General features: G+C 62.1%; 17 protein-coding genes. 16 read left to right on the top strand and 1 reads right to left on the bottom strand.

The window, feature by feature from the left end; translation table 11 throughout:
* Window positions 1–29: 29 nt before the first annotated feature.
* A complete protein-coding gene (locus AC0IYH_RS07285) occupies window positions 30–920 on the bottom strand; it encodes a LysR family transcriptional regulator (RefSeq protein WP_101272138.1) in 891 nt (296 codons plus the stop codon).
* Window positions 921–1059: 139 nt separating this feature from the next.
* On the opposite strand from AC0IYH_RS07285, the gene leuC reads away from it, so the two are divergent.
* The 16 genes from leuC to AC0IYH_RS07205 all read left to right on the top strand — a co-directional run bounded on the left by leuC (window position 1060) and on the right by AC0IYH_RS07205 (window position 19536).
* On the top strand, window positions 1060–2478 hold the full coding sequence (gene leuC / locus AC0IYH_RS07280) for a 3-isopropylmalate dehydratase large subunit (RefSeq protein WP_116626406.1): 1419 nt from the start codon (window positions 1060–1062) through the stop codon (window positions 2476–2478).
* 10 nt (window positions 2479–2488) lie between these two features.
* Complete coding sequence (gene leuD / locus AC0IYH_RS07275; protein WP_471833603.1) at window positions 2489–3130, top strand: 3-isopropylmalate dehydratase small subunit; 642 nt, start codon at window positions 2489–2491, stop codon at window positions 3128–3130.
* A 124-nt stretch (window positions 3131–3254) separates the two neighbouring features.
* Window positions 3255–4019: a class I SAM-dependent methyltransferase gene (locus tag AC0IYH_RS07270; RefSeq protein WP_116626408.1), complete on the top strand. Its 765-nt coding sequence runs from the start codon at window positions 3255–3257 to the stop codon at window positions 4017–4019.
* A gap of 52 nt (window positions 4020–4071) precedes the next feature.
* Complete coding sequence (gene leuB / locus AC0IYH_RS07265; protein ID WP_029294134.1) at window positions 4072–5154, top strand: 3-isopropylmalate dehydrogenase; 1083 nt, start codon at window positions 4072–4074, stop codon at window positions 5152–5154.
* A 64-nt stretch (window positions 5155–5218) separates the two neighbouring features.
* A complete protein-coding gene (gene asd / locus AC0IYH_RS07260; protein ID WP_032888280.1) occupies window positions 5219–6331 on the top strand; it encodes an aspartate-semialdehyde dehydrogenase in 1113 nt (370 codons plus the stop codon).
* A 255-nt stretch (window positions 6332–6586) separates the two neighbouring features.
* Complete coding sequence (locus AC0IYH_RS07255; protein WP_122773374.1) at window positions 6587–7597, top strand: aspartate-semialdehyde dehydrogenase; 1011 nt, start codon at window positions 6587–6589, stop codon at window positions 7595–7597.
* A 161-nt stretch (window positions 7598–7758) separates the two neighbouring features.
* Window positions 7759–10314, top strand: a complete 2556-nt coding sequence (locus tag AC0IYH_RS07250; protein ID WP_471833600.1) for a FimV/HubP family polar landmark protein — start codon at window positions 7759–7761, stop codon at window positions 10312–10314.
* Window positions 10315–10559: 245 nt separating this feature from the next.
* Window positions 10560–11384: a tRNA pseudouridine(38-40) synthase TruA gene (gene truA / locus AC0IYH_RS07245; protein ID WP_116626411.1), complete on the top strand. Its 825-nt coding sequence runs from the start codon at window positions 10560–10562 to the stop codon at window positions 11382–11384.
* 64 nt (window positions 11385–11448) lie between these two features.
* Window positions 11449–12069 carry a phosphoribosylanthranilate isomerase gene (locus AC0IYH_RS07240; RefSeq protein WP_471833598.1) on the top strand — a complete coding sequence of 207 codons (621 nt, stop codon included), beginning with the start codon at window positions 11449–11451 and terminating at the stop codon, window positions 12067–12069.
* 244 nt (window positions 12070–12313) lie between these two features.
* A complete protein-coding gene (gene accD / locus AC0IYH_RS07235; RefSeq protein WP_116626413.1) occupies window positions 12314–13234 on the top strand; it encodes an acetyl-CoA carboxylase, carboxyltransferase subunit beta in 921 nt (306 codons plus the stop codon).
* On the top strand, window positions 13231–14538 hold the full coding sequence (gene folC / locus AC0IYH_RS07230) for a bifunctional tetrahydrofolate synthase/dihydrofolate synthase (RefSeq protein ID WP_471833595.1): 1308 nt from the start codon (window positions 13231–13233) through the stop codon (window positions 14536–14538). Before accD ends, folC begins: the two co-directional genes overlap by 4 nt.
* A complete protein-coding gene (locus AC0IYH_RS07225) occupies window positions 14522–15184 on the top strand; it encodes an SPOR domain-containing protein (protein WP_116626415.1) in 663 nt (220 codons plus the stop codon). Before folC ends, AC0IYH_RS07225 begins: the two co-directional genes overlap by 17 nt.
* A gap of 194 nt (window positions 15185–15378) precedes the next feature.
* Complete coding sequence (locus AC0IYH_RS07220; protein ID WP_003192538.1) at window positions 15379–15936, top strand: CvpA family protein; 558 nt, start codon at window positions 15379–15381, stop codon at window positions 15934–15936.
* Window positions 15937–15977: 41 nt separating this feature from the next.
* Entirely contained in the window at window positions 15978–17483 is a 1506-nt protein-coding gene (gene purF, locus AC0IYH_RS07215; protein WP_065952922.1) for an amidophosphoribosyltransferase, read from the top strand.
* Window positions 17484–17548: 65 nt separating this feature from the next.
* Window positions 17549–18760 (top strand): O-succinylhomoserine sulfhydrylase, encoded by a 1212-nt coding sequence (locus AC0IYH_RS07210; protein ID WP_122773369.1) that lies wholly within the window; start codon window positions 17549–17551, stop codon window positions 18758–18760.
* 11 nt (window positions 18761–18771) lie between these two features.
* Window positions 18772–19536 carry an SDR family oxidoreductase gene (locus AC0IYH_RS07205; RefSeq protein WP_471833592.1) on the top strand — a complete coding sequence of 255 codons (765 nt, stop codon included), beginning with the start codon at window positions 18772–18774 and terminating at the stop codon, window positions 19534–19536.
* The last annotated feature ends 15 nt before the right edge of the window (window positions 19537–19551 follow it).

Raw genomic sequence — 19551 nt, 5'->3', positions numbered from 1 at the left:
TTTTATTCAGAACTTGAGGCCGCACAGCTTCATGCCGGTATCCCTGGCAGATCGACCTGTGCATCCAATAGGCTCATGAAGGCCCGCGCAGCGTTCGACAGCGTCCTTTCGGTGTGCACGATATAGCCTAGCTGGCGACTGAGTTGTATGCCCGGCAAAGCGATACTTGCCACCTGGTCATCGAGCATGGTGCGCGGCAAAACGCTCCAGGCCAGGCCGATGGACACCATCATCTTGATAGTTTCCAGGTAGTTAGTGCTCATCGCGATGTTCGGCGTCAGGCCCTGAGCCTCGAACAATTTGCTCACAATATGGTGGGTAAAGGTGTTGCCCCCCGGGAAAACCGCCGGGTGGCCGGCAATGTCGGCCAGACTGATGCGGCCATTGAGGGTCAGGCTGTGTTCCGGCGCCACCACGAAATCCAGCGGGTCGTCCCACACCGGGGTTGCCCGCACCAGATGGTGCGGGTCGGGTGCCAGGGTAATCACGGCCACCTCGGCGCGGCCATGGAGGATTTCTTCGTAGGCCACTTCCGAATCGAGAAACTGAATATCCAGCGCCACATTCGGGTATTCCCGGGTAAAGGTACGTAGCACCGGCGGCAGGCGATGCAGGCCGATATGGTGGCTGGTGGCCAGGGTGAGGCGGCCGCTGACTTCGCCGGTGAGGTTGGTGAGGGCGCGGCGGGTGTCATCCAGCACGTTGAGGATCTGATAGGCACGCGGCAGCAGGGCACGGCCGGCCTCGGTCAAGCCCACTTCGCGGCCCAGGCGGTCGAACAGGCGTACCTTCAATTGTTGCTCCAGGCCGGCGATGCGTTTGCTTATCGCCGGCTGGGTCAGGTGCAGGCGCTCACCGGCGCCGGAGAAGCTGCCGGTCTCGGCGATGGCGATAAAGGCATTAAGGTTGGCCAGGTCCATGGTGGTATTCCAGTTGGTAATCCAAAGCATAAAAAATATGAATTTGAGTTATTTAATGTAGCGCCATACCATCAGCCTCACAAGCCAAAGGGTTATTGAAAAGCCCGGCGCATGAAATACCGCTGATGAGGACCGACTGATGGCCGGCAAAACGCTTTACGACAAGCTTTGGGATTCCCATGAAGTGAAACGGCGCGATGATGGGTCGTCGCTGATCTATATCGACCGTCACATCATCCATGAAGTGACCTCGCCCCAAGCGTTCGAAGGCCTGCGACTGGCCGGGCGCAAGCCTTGGCGCGTCGACTCGATCATCGCCACCCCGGACCACAACGTGCCGACCACCCCGGAGCGCAAGGGCGGGATCGACGCCATTGTCGACACCGTGTCGCGTTTGCAGGTGCAGACCCTCGACGATTACTGCGACGAATATGGCATCACCGAATTCAAGATGAATGACGTGCGTCAAGGCATCGTCCACGTGATCGGCCCGGAGCAGGGCGCAACCTTGCCGGGCATGACCGTGGTCTGCGGCGACTCCCACACCTCCACCCATGGCGCCTTTGGTGCCCTGGCCCACGGCATCGGTACCTCCGAGGTTGAACACGTGTTCGCCACGCAGTGCCTGGTCGCCAAGAAAATGAAAAACATGTTGGTTAAAGTCGAAGGCAAGTTGCCCTTTGGCGTGACCGCCAAGGACATCGTGCTCGCCGTGATCGGCAAGATCGGCACCGCCGGCGGTAACGGCCATGCCATCGAGTTCGCCGGCAGCGCGATTCGCGACCTGTCCATCGAAGGCCGCATGACCATCTGCAACATGTCCATCGAAGCCGGTGCCCGCGTGGGCATGGTCGCGGCGGATGAGAAAACCGTTGAATACGTAAAAGGTCGCCCATTCGCACCGGCTGGCGCCGATTGGGATGCCGCCGTTGAAGCCTGGAAAGACCTGGTCTCCGACGCCGACGCGGTGTTTGACACCGTGGTTGAGCTGGACGCCGCGCAGATCAAGCCGCAAGTCAGCTGGGGCACGTCCCCGGAAATGGTCTTGGCGGTGGACCAGAACGTGCCGGACCCAGCCAAAGAGGCTGATTTGGTCAAGCGCGGTTCCATCGAGCGCGCCTTGAAGTACATGGGCCTCAAAGCCAACCAGGCGATCACCGATATTCAGCTGGACCGCGTGTTCATCGGTTCCTGCACCAACTCGCGGATCGAAGACTTGCGCGCCGCAGCCGTCATCGCCAAGGGTCGCAAGGTGGCCTCGACCATCAAGCAAGCCATCGTGGTGCCGGGCTCGGGCCTGGTCAAGGCGCAAGCCGAAGCAGAAGGCCTGGACAAGATCTTCCTCGAAGCCGGTTTTGAATGGCGCGAGCCGGGTTGCTCCATGTGCCTGGCGATGAACCCGGACCGTTTGGAGTCGGGCGAGCATTGCGCGTCCACCTCCAACCGTAACTTCGAAGGGCGTCAGGGCGCCGGTGGCCGTACCCACCTGGTCAGCCCGGCCATGGCCGCTGCGGCTGCCGTCAACGGTCGTTTCATCGACGTTCGCGAATTGATCTGAGGAATACCCGATGAGAGCTTTTACCCAACACACAGGTCTTGTCGCGCCGTTGGACCGTGCCAACGTGGACACCGACCAGATCATCCCCAAGCAGTTCTTGAAGTCGATCAAGCGCACCGGCTTCGGCCCGAACCTGTTCGACGAGTGGCGCTACCTGGACGTGGGCTACGCCTATCAGGACAACTCCAAGCGCCCGCTGAACAAGGATTTCGTGCTCAACGCCGAGCGCTACCAAGGCGCCAGCGTGTTGCTGGCGCGGGAAAACTTCGGCTGCGGCTCCAGCCGTGAACACGCGCCGTGGGCCCTGGAAGAATATGGCTTTCGCAGCATCATCGCGCCGAGCTACGCCGACATCTTCTTCAACAACAGCTTCAAGAACGGCTTGCTGCCGATCATCTTGACCGACGCAGAAGTCGATGAACTGTTCAAGCAGGTGGAAGCCGATGTGGGCTACCAGCTGACCGTCGACCTGGCCGCGCAAACCGTGACCCGTCCGGATGGCAAGGTGTATCACTTTGAAGTGGATGCGTTCCGTAAGCACTGCCTGATCAATGGCCTGGATGATATTGGCCTGACCTTGCAGGACGGCGATGCGATTGCTGCGTTTGAAACCAGGCACCGGGCTAGCCAGCCTTGGTTGTTTCGCGATTGATGTAGGCAGGACGGCCGCTATCGGGGGCAAGCCCCCTCCCACAGTTGAAATGCGCTCTCCTGTGGGAGGGGGCTTGCCCCCGATGAGGCCAGTGTTAACAACACAAAACCCAAGGAAAACCACCATGACCACCACCGCCCACACCCAAGTCGTGCAAAAGCAATTCGGCGAGCAAGCCTCGGCCTACCTGAGCAGTGCCGTGCACGCCCAAGGCACCGAATTCGCGCTGCTCCAGGCCGAACTGGCCGGGCAGAGCGGTGCACGGCTACTGGATCTGGGCTGCGGCGCCGGGCATGTCAGCTTTCACGTCGCGCCGCTGGTTAAAGAAGTGGTGGCCTACGACCTGTCCCAGCAGATGCTCGACGTAGTGGCTGGGGCTGCACAGGATCGCGGCTTCACCAACATCAGCACCGTGAACGGCGCCGCCGAACGCCTGCCGTTTGCCGATGGCGAGTTCGACTTCGTGTTCAGCCGCTACTCGGCCCACCACTGGAGCGACCTCGGCCTGGCCCTGCGTGAAGTGCGCCGGGTACTCAAGCCGGGCGGCGTGGCGGCCTTCGTCGACGTGTTGTCACCGGGCAGCCCGTTGTTGGACACTTACCTGCAAACCGTCGAAGTGCTGCGCGACACCAGCCACGTGCGCGATTACTCAGCCGCCGAATGGATGCAGCAGCTCAGCGAATCCGGCTTGCATGTGCGCACCAGCAGTCGTCAGCGCCTGCGCCTGGAATACACCTCTTGGGTCGAGCGCATGCGTACGCCCGAGGTATTGCGCGCAGCAATCCTCGAGCTGCAAAAGGCGATGGGCCAGGAAGTACGCGACTACTACGAAATTCAGGCCGACGGCACCTTCAGCACCGACGTGCTGGTGGTCTTCGCTGAGCGCTGATCAATTTTTCCGGCCTGCCCACGGGCGGGTCGCTTGATGAAATGAGGAACCCATGAGCAAGCAGATTCTGATTCTCCCTGGCGACGGTATTGGTCCGGAAATCATGGCCGAGGCGGTCAAGGTCCTGGAACTCGCCAACAGCAAGTACAGCCTGGGCTTCGAACTGAGCCACGACGTTATCGGTGGCGCGGCCATCGACAAGCACGGCGTGCCCCTGGCCGACGAAACCCTGGACCGCGCCCGTGCGGCCGACGCCGTGCTGCTCGGCGCCGTGGGTGGCCCGAAGTGGGACAAGATCGAACGTGACATCCGCCCTGAGCGCGGCCTGCTGAAAATCCGCGCGCAACTGGGCCTGTTCGGCAACCTGCGCCCGGCGATCCTCTATCCGCAACTGGCTGATGCTTCGAGCCTCAAGCCGGAAGTGGTCGCGGGCCTGGATATCCTCATCGTGCGTGAGCTGACCGGCGGTATCTACTTCGGCTCGCCACGTGGCGTGCGCGAGTTGGAGAATGGTGAACGCCAGGCCTACGACACCCTGCCGTACAGCGAGAGCGAAATCCGCCGTATCGCCCGTGTCGGTTTCGACATGGCGCGCGTGCGTGGCAAGAAAGTCTGCTCGGTGGATAAAGCCAACGTACTGGCCTCCAGCCAACTGTGGCGCGAGATCGTTGAAGAAGTCGCCAAGGACTACCCGGACGTCGAGCTGAGCCACATGTACGTCGACAACGCCGCCATGCAACTGGTGCGTGCGCCCAAGCAGTTCGACGTGATCGTCACCGACAACCTGTTCGGCGACATCCTGTCCGACCAGGCCTCGATGCTCACCGGCTCCATCGGCATGCTGCCGTCGGCGTCCCTGGACACCCACAACAAGGGCATGTACGAGCCTTGCCACGGTTCGGCGCCGGACATCGCGGGCCAAGGCATTGCCAATCCGCTGGCGACGATTTTGTCGGTGTCGATGATGCTGCGTTACAGCTTCAACCTGAGCGAAGCGGCCGACGCCATCGAGAAGGCCGTGAGCCTGGTGCTGGACCAGGGTTTGCGCACCGGCGACATCTGGTCGCAGGGTTGCACCAAGGTGGGTACGCAAGAAATGGGCGACGCAGTAGTCGCCGCGCTGCGGAATCTGTAATCTCTCGGGCCCGCTTGCAGATGTTGCTGCAAGGCGGCCCACTTTTTAACAAGGTGTAGTTGCGATGAAACGTGTAGGTCTGATCGGTTGGCGCGGTATGGTCGGTTCCGTGCTCATGCAGCGGATGCTGGAAGAGCAGGATTTCGATCTTATTGAGCCGGTGTTTTTCACCACGTCGAACGTGGGTGGCCAAGGGCCGTCCGTGGGCAAGGACATTGCTCCGCTCAAGGATGCCTACAGCATTGACGAGCTCAAGACCCTCGACGTGATCGTGACCTGCCAGGGTGGCGACTACACCAGCGAAGTCTTCCCCAAGCTGCGCGAAGCCGGCTGGCAGGGTTACTGGATCGACGCCGCCTCGAGCCTGCGCATGCAGGACGACGCGGTGATCATCCTCGACCCGGTGAACCGCAAGGTCATCGACCAGCAGCTGGATGCTGGCACCAAGAACTACGTCGGCGGCAACTGCACTGTCAGCCTGATGCTGATGGGCCTGGGCGGCTTGTTCGAAGCCGGCCTGGTCGAGTGGATGAGCGCCATGACCTATCAGGCAGCTTCCGGTGCCGGCGCGCAGAACATGCGTGAGCTGATCAAGCAGATGGGCGCGACCCACGCCGCTGTCGCCGATCAACTGGCCGATCCGGCCAGCGCGATCCTCGACATCGACCGTCGCGTGGCCGAAGCCATGCGCAGCGACGCCTACCCGACCGAGAACTTCGGCGTGCCATTGGCCGGCAGCCTGATCCCGTGGATCGACAAAGAACTGCCGAACGGCCAGAGCCGCGAAGAGTGGAAGGCCCAGGCCGAGACCAACAAGATTCTCGGTCGCTTCAAGAGCCCGATCCCGGTGGATGGCATCTGCGTGCGCATCGGCGCCATGCGTTGCCACAGCCAGGCGCTCACCATCAAGCTCAACAAAGACGTGCCGATCGCCGATATCGAAGGGCTGATCAGCCAGCACAACCCATGGGTCAAGCTGGTGCCGAACAACCGCGATATCAGCATGCAGGAGCTGAGCCCGACCAAGGTCACCGGTACCCTGAATGTGCCAGTTGGCCGTCTGCGCAAGCTGAACATGGGCAGCCAGTTCCTCGGTGCGTTCACCGTGGGTGACCAACTGCTGTGGGGCGCGGCTGAGCCGTTGCGTCGCATGCTGCGGATTTTGCTGGAGCGTTGATCGCTGCCAGGTTTTGAAGAACCCCGTGCTCTGGTGACAGGCATGGGGTTTTTTATTGCCCTTGAGGCCCTCATCGGGGGCAAGTCGAATCGTCGCACCGCCCCTCCCACATTTTGAATTGTAAATACCTTCAAGTGTGGGAGGGGGCTTGCCCCCGATAGGGCCCTCAGCCCCACCACAAAACCCAGCTTAATTGCCTCACCCCCAACCACCCGGTAAAGTGCCGCTCCCCCCGCAATGCCCGAGGCAGCTCCCATGACCCAGACCTTTGAAATCGCCGTGATCGGCGCCACCGGCACCGTCGGTGAAACCCTGGTGCAGATTCTCGAAGAGCTGGCGTTCCCGGTGGGCACCCTGTACCTGCTGGCCGGCAACAACTCCGCCGGCGCGTCGGTGCCATTTCGCGGCAAGAACGTGCGGGTCAAGGAAGTCGATGAGTTCGACTTCAGCAAAGTGCAGCTGGCGTTTTTCGCCGCCGGCCCGGCGGTGACCTTGAGCTTCGCGCCGCGTGCCACCGCAGCGGGTTGTTCGGTGATCGACCTGTCTGGCGCCTTGCCTGCCGAACAGGCACCCCAGGTGGTGCCGGAAGCCAACGCGCACGTGCTCAAAGGTCTGAAAAAACCGTTCCAGCTCAGCAGCCCAAGCCCGTCCGCCACCAACCTGGCGGTGGTCCTGGCGCCCTTGCGCGGCTTGCTGGATATCCAGCGCGTCAGCGTCACCGCCAACCTGGCGGTGTCGGCCCAAGGCCGTGAAGCAGTCAGTGAACTGGCCCGGCAAACGGCCGAGTTGCTGAATGTGCGTCCGCTGGAGCCGCAATTTTTCGATCGGCAGATGGCCTTCAACTTGTTGGCCCAAGTCGGTACGCCAGATGCCCAAGGCCATACCTCTCTTGAGAAACGTCTGATTCACGAACTGCGCGCGGTGCTGGAAACTCCTTTGCTAAAGATTTCCGCAACTTGCGTTCAAGCCCCGGTGTTTTTTGGCGATAGCCTGACTGTGTCATTGCAATTGGGCCAGGCGGTCGACCTGGTCGCCGTCAACCGTGTACTTGATGCAGCGCCGGGTATCGAACGGGTGGAGGAGGGTGATTACCCCACCGCCGTGGGCGATGCGGTCGGCCAGGATGTAGTCTATGTTGGCCGGGTGCGCGCAGGCGTGGATGACCCGGCGGAACTAAATCTGTGGCTGACGTCAGATAACGTACGCAAGGGTGCAGCCCTTAATGCTGTGCAGCTGGCGCAGTTGTTGATAAAAGACCTTGCGTAAAAGATACTTGGCGGCAATTTGTAGATTGATTCTAGCCAGGCGCTATGCTTGGCCGGAAGCGGAACAGAAGCGTGTCGGTGACCTATCGGCTCGCCATGCCTTATGGCAGCGGTTACCAACCTTCTCGCAGGCCGGGGAGTGTTCAAACAAAGGATGAGGCTATGGTTCAAGTTCGCAAACTGGTGTTAGCAATAGCGGCCGCCTCGGCGCTGTCCTCCGGTATGGCGCAGGCGCTGCAGCTGGGGGAGATGACCCTCAAGTCGAAGTTGAACCAGCCGTTGTCGGTGGAGATCGAATTGCTCGATGTCGGTGGCCTCACGGCTGCCGAGATCACGCCGAGCCTGGCGTCCTCCCAGGCCTTTGTGGATGCAGGTGTGGACCGCCAGGCGTTTCTCAATGACTTGACGTTTACACCGGTGGTCAACCCCAGCGGCCGTAGCGTGGTGCGCGTCACCTCCAGCAAGCCTCTCCCCGATTCCTATGTGCGTTTCCTGCTGCAGGTGCAATGGCCCAATGGCCGCCTGATGCGCGACTACAGCGTGCTGCTTGATCCGGCCAAGTTTGATCAGTCGGCACCTGCATCGGCACCCACTCCTGCCGCCAGCGCTTCGGCGCCGGCACCGCGTTTGACTGCGCCGGCCGCCGCCAAACCTGCCCAGCACACCACGACTGCTCGGGATACCTTGTGGGAAATTGCTGAAAAGAATCGCAACGGTGCGTCGGTCCAGCAAACCATGCTGGCTATCCAGGCGCTTAACCCGGATGCCTTTATCGACGGCAATATCAACCGCCTGAAAACCGGTCAGGTGCTGCGTCTCCCCGATCGCGTACAAGCCACCAGCCTGCCGCAACCCGAGGCGATTGCCGAAGTCTCCGCGCAGAACGCCGCCTGGCGTCAGGGCCGGCGCACGGCGACCAACCAAGTGGCGGGCAAGCAGCAACTCGACGCCACCCGGCGCACCGAGGCCGGCAATGCACCGGCCACTACCAATGCCAAGGACAACCTGAGCCTGGTCTCGGCACAAGCGGCCAAGAAGGGCGCGAAGGGCAATGCCGGCGACAGCCAGGCCCTGAGCGACAAGCTGGCAATGACCCAGGAAGAACTCGACACCACTCGCCGTGACAACGCCGAGCTGAAAAGCCGCGCGGCCGACCTGCAAAGCCAGTTGGACAAACTGCAAAAACTGATTCAACTGAAAAACGATCAACTGGCCCGTCTGCAAGCGGAAAAAGTTGACCCTGCTGGGCAGGCCACAGCGGCAATGCCCGCTCAATTGGCTGGCGCACCTGCAACGAGCACTCCGGCAGCGCCCGAAACTGCACCGGCTGCAGCCGCCCCCGCGCCGGAGCCGATCAAGCCGGACGCCGCACCTGCTGCCACTGAAGGTAAATTCAACGACCTGCTGACCAATCCAGTCGTACTGGGTGTGGTGGGTGGTGCCGCAGGCCTGCTGGTGCTGTTGCTCCTGCTGTTGTGGGCGCGCCATCGCAATGCCCGCCGCGAGGAAGAAAAACACCTGCGCATGGCGCGGGCGCTGGCGGAAGAGCCGGTGTTCACCTCGAATATCGACCACGACCTGCCGCCAGACAGCTTTGAAGGCCTGGAAGTGCCGCCGCCGAGCGTCAAGCTGGCTGCCGCACCGTCGCCGGCACCGGTGATTGAGCCGGCAGTGGTGGTGCCGACCGTTGCTTCCGTGCTCGCGCCGCTGGCTGTCGCCGTTGCGCCGCAAAACGCCAACGATGCGCTGGCGCAAGCGCAGTCGCTTATCGACCGTGGCCATTTGAACCAGGCCGCAGACGTGTTGGAGCAGGCGATCAAGCATGAGCCCAAGCGCAGCGACCTGCGTTTGAAGCTGATGGAAGTCTACGGTCTGCAAAACGATAAGGACGGCTTCGTCACCCAGGAGCGTCAACTGGTGGCCAATGGTGAAAACCATGCCCAGGTCGAGCAGCTCAAGAGCCGCTTCCCAGCCATGGCCGTGCTGGCGGCGGGTGTCAGTGCCGCCGTCGCCGCGGCTGCCCTCGACGCCCAGTACGTGAAGGACTTGCTCGAAGACAAGCCGGCTGCCGCTGAGCCGGATGCGTTCGACACCGATTTTGATTTGAGCCTGGATGATCTGGAAGCGGCGTCACCAGCCGAGGTCAAGGACGATCAGCCGACGTTCGAGTCGCTGCTGCAGGAACAGACCGAAGCCAAGGCCACCCCGGATGAGCTGTCGGACTTCGACCTGGACTTGCAGCTGGATGCGCCGACGTCTTCGCAGTCCGACGACGACTTCCTCTCGGGTCTTGAAGACCAGATGAAGGACGTGCCGGCGGCCGAGCCACCGACCCTGACGCCTGCGGCACCCGATGACTTCGAGCTGCCGGAGGATTTCGATCTGTCCCTGGCCGACGAGCCGCAAACCGCCGCCGAGCCTGACGCCTTTGCGTCGGAGCTGGACGATGTGAATGCCGAGCTGGATCGTCTGTCCCAGAGCCTGGAGCATCCGCCTATCGAGCCGTCGTTCACCGCTGAAGACGCAGCGATGGGCGGCGATGAGCCGGAATTCGACTTCCTCTCGGGCACCGACGAAGTCGCCACCAAGCTCGACCTGGCCCAGGCCTATATCGACATGGGCGACAGTGACGGTGCGCGGGATATCCTCTCCGAAGTGCTGACCGAAGGTAACGAGGTACAGCGCGGCGAAGCCAAGGAAATGCTCGGCCGCATTTGATGCGCATTGCAGGACCAGTGTGGGAGGGGCGGTGCGACGATTCGCCTTGCCCCCGATGACGGCAGCACAGTCAATGATGTGTCGACTGGCAAACCGCAATCGGGGGCAAGCCCCCTCCCACATTTGCATCGCATCAATCCTTAACAAAAGCGCCCGCCATGCAGTCGCCGCCTTTATAATGGCCGCCTTTGCGCAACTCATCAGGCTCTCAGTTCTTGGCAAATATAGATAACGCGGCCGCCGAAATGGCGGCCGCAGGCTTTTATCGCATCGCCCTCGGCGTGGAATACAAAGGCTCGCGCTATCGCGGCTGGCAGCGTCAGGCGTCTGGCGTGCTGACGGTGCAGGAAACCCTGGAGAAGGCCCTGTCGAAAGTCGCCGACTCACCGGTGTCGCTGATGTGCGCCGGGCGCACTGACGCCGGCGTGCATGCCTGTGGTCAAGTGGTGCACTTCGACACCCAGGCCGAGCGCACCATGAAAGCCTGGGTGATGGGCGCCAATATCAATTTGCCCCATGACGTCAGCGTCAGTTGGGCCAAGGTCATGCCTGCGCATTTTCATGCGCGCTTCAAGGCCATCGCCCGGCGTTACCGCTATGTGATCTACAACGACCAGATCCGCCCGGCGCACCTCAACCAAGAAATCACCTGGAACCACCGCCCGCTGGATGCCGAGCGCATGGCCGAGGCCGCGCAACATCTGGTCGGCGTGCATGATTTCAGTGCTTTCCGTGCCGGCCAGTGCCAGGCCAAGTCGCCGATCAAGGAAGTCCACCACCTGCGTGTAACCCGCCACGGCAAGATGATCGTGCTGGATATCCGCGCCGGGGCATTCCTGCACCATATGGTACGAAACATTGCCGGCGTGCTGATGACCATCGGCACCGGTGAGCGTCCGGTCGAATGGGCCAAGGAAGTGCTGGAAAGTCGCGTACGCCGTACCGGCGGGGTGACGGCGCATCCGTTCGGCCTGTACCTGGTGGATGTGGAGTATCGCGATGAGTTCGAACTGCCCGAGCGGTTCATCGGGCCACACTTCCTCACAGGTTTCAGCGAACTTGGCGGCTGACGCCCGGAAAAGCTTTTGTTACCATCCGGGACTTTCTCGGTTCAACCCCTGAGGTTTCTACGATATGCCAGCCGTTCGCAGCAAGATTTGCGGGATTACCCGCATAGAAGACGCGCTGGCGGCAGTCGAGGCGGGGGCCGATGCCATCGGTTTCGTGTTTTACGCCAAGAGTCCACGGGCGGTGAATGTGTTGCAGGCTCGGGCGATCATTGCCGCGTTGCCGCCGTTCGTGACCACCGTGGGCCTGTTCGTCAACGCCAGCCGTTGTGAACTCAACGAAACCCTGGATGCCGTGCCGCTGGATATGCTGCAGTTTCACGGTGATGAAACCCCGGACGAATGCGAAAGCTACCAGCGCCCGTACATCAAGGCGTTGCGGGTCAAGGCCGGTGACGACATCGCCGCTGCATGCGCCGCTTATAGTGGTGCGCGGGGGGTTCTGTTGGATACGTATGTCGAAGGCGTGCCCGGTGGTACCGGTGAGGCGTTCGATTGGTCGCTGATTCCCGAGGGGCTGAGCAAGCCCATCATCCTGGCCGGTGGCCTCAACCCCGCAAATGTCGCGGCGGCGATCCAGCAGGTTCGGCCGTATGCCGTGGATGTCAGCGGCGGAGTGGAGCAAGGCAAGGGCATCAAGGATCACGACAAGATTCGCGCATTTATGCAGGCTGTGCGCGTGATGTGACGGCTGGCAGTCTGCCGCCGTCCATAACTACCACTGTGTAAAACAGCCCGGCGCCGCCTGTGGGTGGCCTGGAAACGAAGTGGCAACCCTGCACTGGCAGGTTGTCTGGAAGGCTGAGGAGGCATGCGGGAAATGGCCGGTCGAACGTCTGACCCCGTCCAGCATGCGTCATCGCCACATATGAATTTAGCTCAAGGGCATACGCGGGGCTGAGTTCAAGCCACCGGTACTGGAGAAAGAAAGCATGAGCAACTGGTTAGTAGACAAACTGATCCCTTCGATCATGCGTTCCGAGGTGAAAAAAAGCTCGGTTCCTGAAGGTCTGTGGCACAAGTGCCCATCCTGCGACGCGGTGCTGTACCGCCCCGAGCTGGAAAAGACCCTGGATGTTTGCCCCAAGTGCAACCACCACATGCGTATCGGCGCTCGCGCCCGCATCGACATCTTCCTCGACGCCGACGGCCGCAACGAGCTGGGCGCAGACCTGGAGCCGGTTGACCGTCTCAAGTTCCGCGACAGCAAGAAGTACAAGGACCGCCTGGTCGGCGCCCAGAAGCAGACCGGTGAGAAAGACGCACTGATTAGCGTCAGCGGCAAGCTGCTGGGTATGCCGGTTGTTGTCTCGGCGTTCGAGTTCTCCTTCATGGGCGGTTCCATGGGGGCCATCGTCGGCGAGCGCTTTGTGCGCGCCGCCAACTACGCCCTGGAAAACCGTTGCCCGATGATCTGCTTCGCCGCCTCCGGTGGTGCGCGTATGCAGGAAGCCCTGATCTCCCTGATGCAAATGGCCAAGACTTCTGCGGTACTGGCGCGTCTGCGTGAAGAGGGTATCCCGTTCATCTCCGTGCTGACCGACCCGGTCTACGGCGGCGTTTCCGCCAGCCTGGCAATGCTGGGTGATGTGATCGTCGGTGAGCCAAAAGCCCTGATCGGCTTTGCCGGCCCGCGCGTGATCGAGCAGACCGTGCGCGAAAAACTGCCGGAAGGCTTCCAGCGCAGCGAGTTCCTGCTGGAGCATGGCGCGATCGACCTGATCGTGCCACGCGGCGAACTGCGCCCACGCCTGGGTAACCTGCTGGCGCAAATGATGGGCCTGCCGACGCCGGTGTACGTTGCACCTAAAGTCGAGCCGATCGTCGTGCCGCCGGTGCCTGCAAACCTATGACCCAACGTACCCTTGGCGAATGGCTCGCCTACCTTGAGCAGTTGCATCCGTCAGCCATCGACATGGGCCTGGAGCGCTCGCAACAGGTAGTGGCCCGCCTTGGGTTGGGGCGTCCGGCACCGCGCGTCGTCACGGTGACCGGCACTAACGGCAAAGGCTCTACCTGTGCCTTTGTCGCGGCGCTGCTGCAGGCCCAGGGGCTGAAGGTGGGCGTGTACAACTCGCCGCACCTGCTGCGCTATAACGAGCGGGTGCAACTCAATGGCGTCGAAGCCACTGACGAGCAGCTCTGCGAAGCCTTCGCCGCACTGGATGCGGGCCGGGGCGAGATTTCCCTGACTTACTTCGAGATGGGCACCCTGGCGGCGTTCTGGCTGTTTGAGCGCGCGCAGCTGGATGTGGTCGTTCTGGAAGTGGGCCTGGGTGGGCGTCTGGACACGGTCAATGTAGTGGATGCCGATCTGGCGCTGGTGACCAGCATCGGCGTGGACCATGCCGACTACCTGGGTGACACCCGCGAATCCGTGGCCTACGAAAAGGCCGGGATTTTCCGCCAGGGCAAGCCTGCCCTCTGCGGCGATATCGACCCGCCGCACACCCTGCTGGACAAGGTGCGCGAGCTGGGTTGCCCGTTCTACCTTCGCGGTCGTGAATTCAGCCTCGATATCGGTGACCAGCACTGGCAGTGGCGCGGGCGTGATGCGCACGGTCAGGCCGTGGAGCTGCGCGACCTGCCGCTGTTGAACCTGCCGATGGAAAACGCCGCGCTGGCGCTGCAGGCCTACCTGTTGCTGGATCTGCCGTGGGATGCCGACCAGATTGCGGCGACATTGCTGGCAACCCGCGTGGTCGGGCGCCTGGATCGTCGTGCATTCGAATGGCAAGGCAAGCGCCTGAACCTGCTGCTGGACGTGGGCCACAACCCACATGCGGCCGAGTACCTGGCCAAGCGCCTGGCGCGCACGCCGCCGGTCGGTCGTCGCCTTGCGGTATTCGGCCTGCTCGCGGACAAGGATCTGGAGGGCGTGGTCGCACCGTTGCTGGGCAGCGTCCAGGCGTGGGCAGTGGCCCCCCTGGATTCGCCGCGCAGCCGCCCGGCCGCCGAGTTGGACGTGGCCTTGCAGAACCTTGGTGCGCCGGTGGCGTCGTATGCAAGCGTAACGGCTGCCCTTGAGGCACAGTGTGCGGTGGCAACGGCCGACGACGAGATTCTGTTGTTCGGATCATTTTATTGTGTTGCCGAGGCGCTCGAATGGTTGGCCCGGCGCTCCACGGAGGAAGCTGCACATGGCATTACTGGATAGCGCATATAAGCAGCGAATGGTCGGAGCCCTGGTTCTGGTGGCATTGGCGGTGATTTTTCTGCCGATGCTGTTCTCTCGTCAGGATGAAGAGCGCCAGGTAGTGGTTGAAGCACCGGCTGCGCCCCAGGCGCCAGCAGTGCCGCAAGTGCAGGTTGAGCCAGTGGTGGTGCCCGAGCCCCAGGCCCTGCCGGAAGAAGAGCCTGTGCCGAGCGACGACGAAGTGGCTGCGCAGCAGGCACCGTCGATGCCGGTGCAGCCAAGCGTGCCGGTGGTCAAGCCGGCTCCGACTGCGCCAGTCGCGGCTGCCAAGCCCGTTGCGCCAGCACCGGCGCCCAAGCCGGTGGCGCCACAGCCTGCCGCACCGGGCAAGCCGGATGTGGGTCAAAGCCGAATCGATCCGAATGGGCTGCCGATCAGTTGGTCGATTCAAGTCGCTAGCCTGGGCAGCCGTGAGGGGGCGGACGCGCTGCAGAAAAAGCTGCGTAGCCAGGGTTACAACGCCTATATCCGCAGCGCCGATGGCAAGAATCGCGTCTTTATCGGGCCGCTGATCGAGCGCGCCGAGGCGGATCGCCTGCGGGACTTGCTGGATCGCCAGCAGAACCTCAAGGGTTTCGTGACCCGATTCCAGCCTGAGCGCGGCTGAGTTCGCAGGGTTTCAGCCTGGAATGCAATCGAATGTGGGAGGGGGCTTGCCCCCTCCCACATTGGTTTGTGGTGGGGTTGAAATCGGGTTCGCTCGCCACAAACTACTGATTTGCAAAGCGGTCGTAATCACCGCTTACCGATAGCCCGGCGCTCTGCTAAAATGCGCCGCCTTATCTGTCCGTAGGCTCAAACGTGCCATTTACCTGGGTTGATTGGGCGATTGTTGCAATCGTCGCCATCTCCGCTTTGATCAGTCTAAGCCGCGGCTTCGTAAAAGAAGCACTGTCGTTGCTGACCTGGATCATCGCAGGAGTCGTAGCCTGGATGTTCGGTGGTTCACTGTCTGTCTACCTGGCCGGATACATCGAGACACCTTCGGCTCGCGTCATCGCGGGCTGCGCCATCATGTTCATCGCCACGCTGCTGGTGGGGGCAATGGTCAATTATCTTATTGGCGAGTTGATACGTGTCACCGGCCTCTCCGGGACCGATCGATTTCTCGGCATGGCCTTCGGCGCTGCGCGTGGCGCGTTGCTGGTGGTTGTGGCGGTCGGGCTGTTGAGCCTGGGGCCGGTACAGCAGGATTCGTGGTGGCAGGAGTCGGTACTCGTGCCTAAATTTCTATTGGTTGCAGATTGGTCCAAAAACCTCATTTTGGGGTGGAGCAGTCAGTGGCTGGCCAGCGGAATCAGCGTACCCGCTGATCTTCCGTTCAAGGAACACCTCTTACCGGCCAAAACGCCTCAGTAAGCTGTGTTCAGTCAAGATTCATTAAGTAGGGGTTGCGTCGCATGTGTGGCATCGTCGGTATCGTCGGTAAGTCGAACGTCAATCAGGCGCTGTATGACGCGCTAACCGTCCTCCAGCACCGCGGCCAGGACGCTGCCGGTATTGTGACCAGCCACGACGGCCGGTTATTCCTGCGCAAGGACAATGGGCTGGTACGTGACGTGTTTCATCAGCGTCACATGCAGCGCCTGGTCGGGCACATGGGCATTGGCCATGTGCGTTACCCGACTGCCGGTAGCTCGACTTCGGCAGAAGCTCAACCGTTTTACGTCAACTCGCCTTACGGCATCACCCTGGCGCACAACGGTAACCTGACCAACGTTGAACAGCTGGCCAAGGAGATTTACGAATCTGACCTGCGCCACGTCAACACTAGTTCCGACTCGGAAGTGTTGCTCAACGTGTTCGCCCACGAGCTGGCCCAGCGCGGCAAGCTGCAGCCGACCGAAGAAGACGTGTTCGCCGCCGTGATCGACGTGCACAACCGTTGCGTCGGTGGCTACGCGGTCGTGGCGATGATCACCGGCTACGGTATCGTCGGTTTCCGCGACCCCCATGGCATCCGTCCGATCGTGTTCGGCCAGCGCCACACCGACGAAGGCGTCGAGTACATGATCGCTTCCGAAAGCGTGTCCCTGGACGTGCTAGGCTTCACCCTGATCCGCGACCTCGCGCCGGGCGAAGCGGTGTACATCACCGAAGATGGCAAGCTGCACACCCGTCAGTGCGCCGTAGCACCGAAACTCACCCCGTGCATCTTCGAACACGTCTACCTGGCGCGTCCGGATTCGATCATCGACGGTGTTTCGGTGTACAAGGCACGCCTGCGCATGGGCGAGAAGCTGGCCGAGAAGATCCTGCGCGAGCGTCCTGAGCACGACATCGACGTGGTCATCCCGATCCCGGACACCAGCCGCACCGCCGCGCTGGAGCTGGCCAACCACCTGGGCGTCAAGTTCCGCGAAGGCTTCGTGAAGAACCGCTACATCGGCCGGACCTTCATCATGCCCGGCCAGGCTGCGCGCAAGAAGTCGGTGCGCCAGAAGCTCAATGCGATCGAGCTGGAATTTCGTGGCAAGAACGTGATGCTGGTGGATGACTCCATCGTGCGTGGCACCACCTGCAAGCAGATCATCCAGATGGCCCGCGAGGCCGGTGCGAAGAACGTGTACTTCTGTTCCGCAGCGCCTGCCGTGCGTTACCCGAACGTGTACGGTATCGATATGCCGAGCGCCCACGAACTGATCGCCCACAACCGTTCGACCCAGGACGTTGCCGACCTGATCGGCGCCGATTGGCTGATCTATCAGGACCTGCCGGACCTGATCGAAGCGGTCGGCGGTGGCAAGATCAAGATCGCCGAGTTCGACTGCGCCGTGTTCGACGGCAAGTATGTGACCGGGGATGTCGACGAGGCCTACCTGAACAAGATCGAGCAGGCGCGTAACGACTCCTCGAAGATCAAGACCCAGGCGGTCAGCGCGATCATCGACCTGTACAACAACTGAGTAAACACCGGCCCTGAGGGGCCGGTTTTGTATCTTAAATAAAGAATTGAGTAAGGAGTGGCAGCATGAGTCAGGAATGGGATGCCGGTCGGTTGGACAGCGACCTCGATGGCGTAGCTTTCGATACCCTGGCTGTGCGTGCCGGCCAGCACCGCACGCCGGAAGGCGAACACGGTGACCCGATGTTCTTCACTTCCAGCTATGTGTTCCGCACCGCCGCCGACGCCGCCGCGCGTTTTGCCGGTGAGGTGCCGGGCAACGTGTATTCGCGTTATACCAACCCGACCGTGCGTGCCTTCGAAGAACGCATCGCGGCCCTGGAGGGCGCGGAGCAGGCGGTAGCGACGGCGACTGGCATGGCGGCCATCCTGGCAGTGGTGATGAGCCTGTGCAGCGCCGGTGACCACGTGCTGGTGTCGCGCAGCGTGTTCGGCTCGACCATCAGCTTGTTCGAGAAGTACTTCAAGCGCTTCGGCATCGAAGTGGACTACGTGCCCCTGGCGGACCTGTCTGGCTGGGATGCGGCGATCAAGGCCAATACCAAGTTGCTGTTTGTCGAGTCGCCGTCCAACCCGTTGGCCGAGTTGGTGGACATCGCCGCGTTGTCCGAAGTGGCCCACGCCAAGGGCGCGATGCTGGTGGTCGACAACTGCTTCTGCACCCCGGCGTTGCAGCAGCCGTTGAAGCTGGGCGCAGATATTGTCGTGCACTCGGCGACCAAGTTCATCGACGGCCAGGGCCGTTGCATGGGCGGTGTGGTCGCGGGCCGCAGCGAGCAGATGAAAGAAATCGTCGGCTTCCTGCGCACCGCCGGCCCGACGCTGAGCCCGTTCAACGCCTGGATCTTCCTCAAAGGCCTGGAAACCCTCAGCCTGCGCATGAAGGCCCATTGCGCCAATGCCCAGGCCCTGGCCGAGTGGCTGGAGCAGCAGGGCGGTATCGATAAGGTGCATTACGCCGGCCTCAAGAGCCACCCGCAGCACGAATTGGCCCAGCGCCAGCAGCGCGGTTTTGGTGCTGTGGTGAGTTTTGAAGTGAAGGGTGGTAAAGAGGGCGCCTGGCGCTTTATCGATGCGACGCGCCTGATCTCCATCACTGCCAACCTGGGTGACAGCAAAACCACCATCACTCACCCGAGCACTACGTCCCACGGCCGCCTTGCGCCACAGGAGCGTGAAGCCGCCGGTATCCGCGACAGCCTGATCCGCATCGCGGTCGGCCTGGAAGATGTGGCCGATTTGCAGGCTGACCTGGCTCGCGGGTTGGCTGCCTTGTGATCGAGTGGTCCATGGAAGCTGCAACCGCCAGTAACGGGCGCGTCGCACTGGTGACAGGCGCGGCGCGGGGCATTGGCCTCGGGATTGCCGCGTGGCTGATCAGCGAAGGCTGGCAGGTGGTGTTGACCGACCTGGACCGCGAGCGCGGTTCCAAGGTGTCCAAGGTGCTGGGCGAAAACGCCTGGTTTATCAGCATGGACGTGGCCGACGAAAAACAAGTGGCCCAAGGTGTTGCCGAGGTGCTGGGGCAGTTTGGCCGCCTGGATGCGCTGGTGTGCAACGCGGCGGTGGCCGACCCGCGCAATACCACCCTGGAAAGTCTCGACCTGGCGTACTGGAACCGTGTGTTGGCGGTGAACCTCAGCGGGCCTATGTTGCTGGCCAAGCACTGTGCGCCGTACCTGCGCGCCCATGGTGGGGCGATCGTCAACCTGGCGTCGACCCGGGCCGGTCAATCGGAGCCCGACACCGAGGCCTACGCGGCGAGCAAGGGCGGCCTGCTGGCCCTGACACACGCGTTGGCGATCAGCCTGGGGCCGGAGGTGCGGGTCAATGCCGTGAGCCCGGGCTGGATCGATGCGCGTGATCCTGCGGCGCGGCGTGCCGAGCCGCTGAGCGATGCCGATCATGCCCAGCACCCGGCGGGCAGGGTGGGCACGGTGGAGGATGTGGCAGCGATGGTGGCGTGGTTGCTGTCGCGCCAGGCGGGGTTCGTCACCGGGCAAGAGTTTGTGGTGGACGGTGGCATGAGCAAGAAGATGATTTACAGCGAGTAGGGCCGGTGGCCGTCT

Source organism: Pseudomonas sp. AC463 (assembly GCF_979253585.1).
Note: the sequence above shows the minus strand (reverse complement) of the source record. Positions and strands in the feature narration are given on the sequence as shown.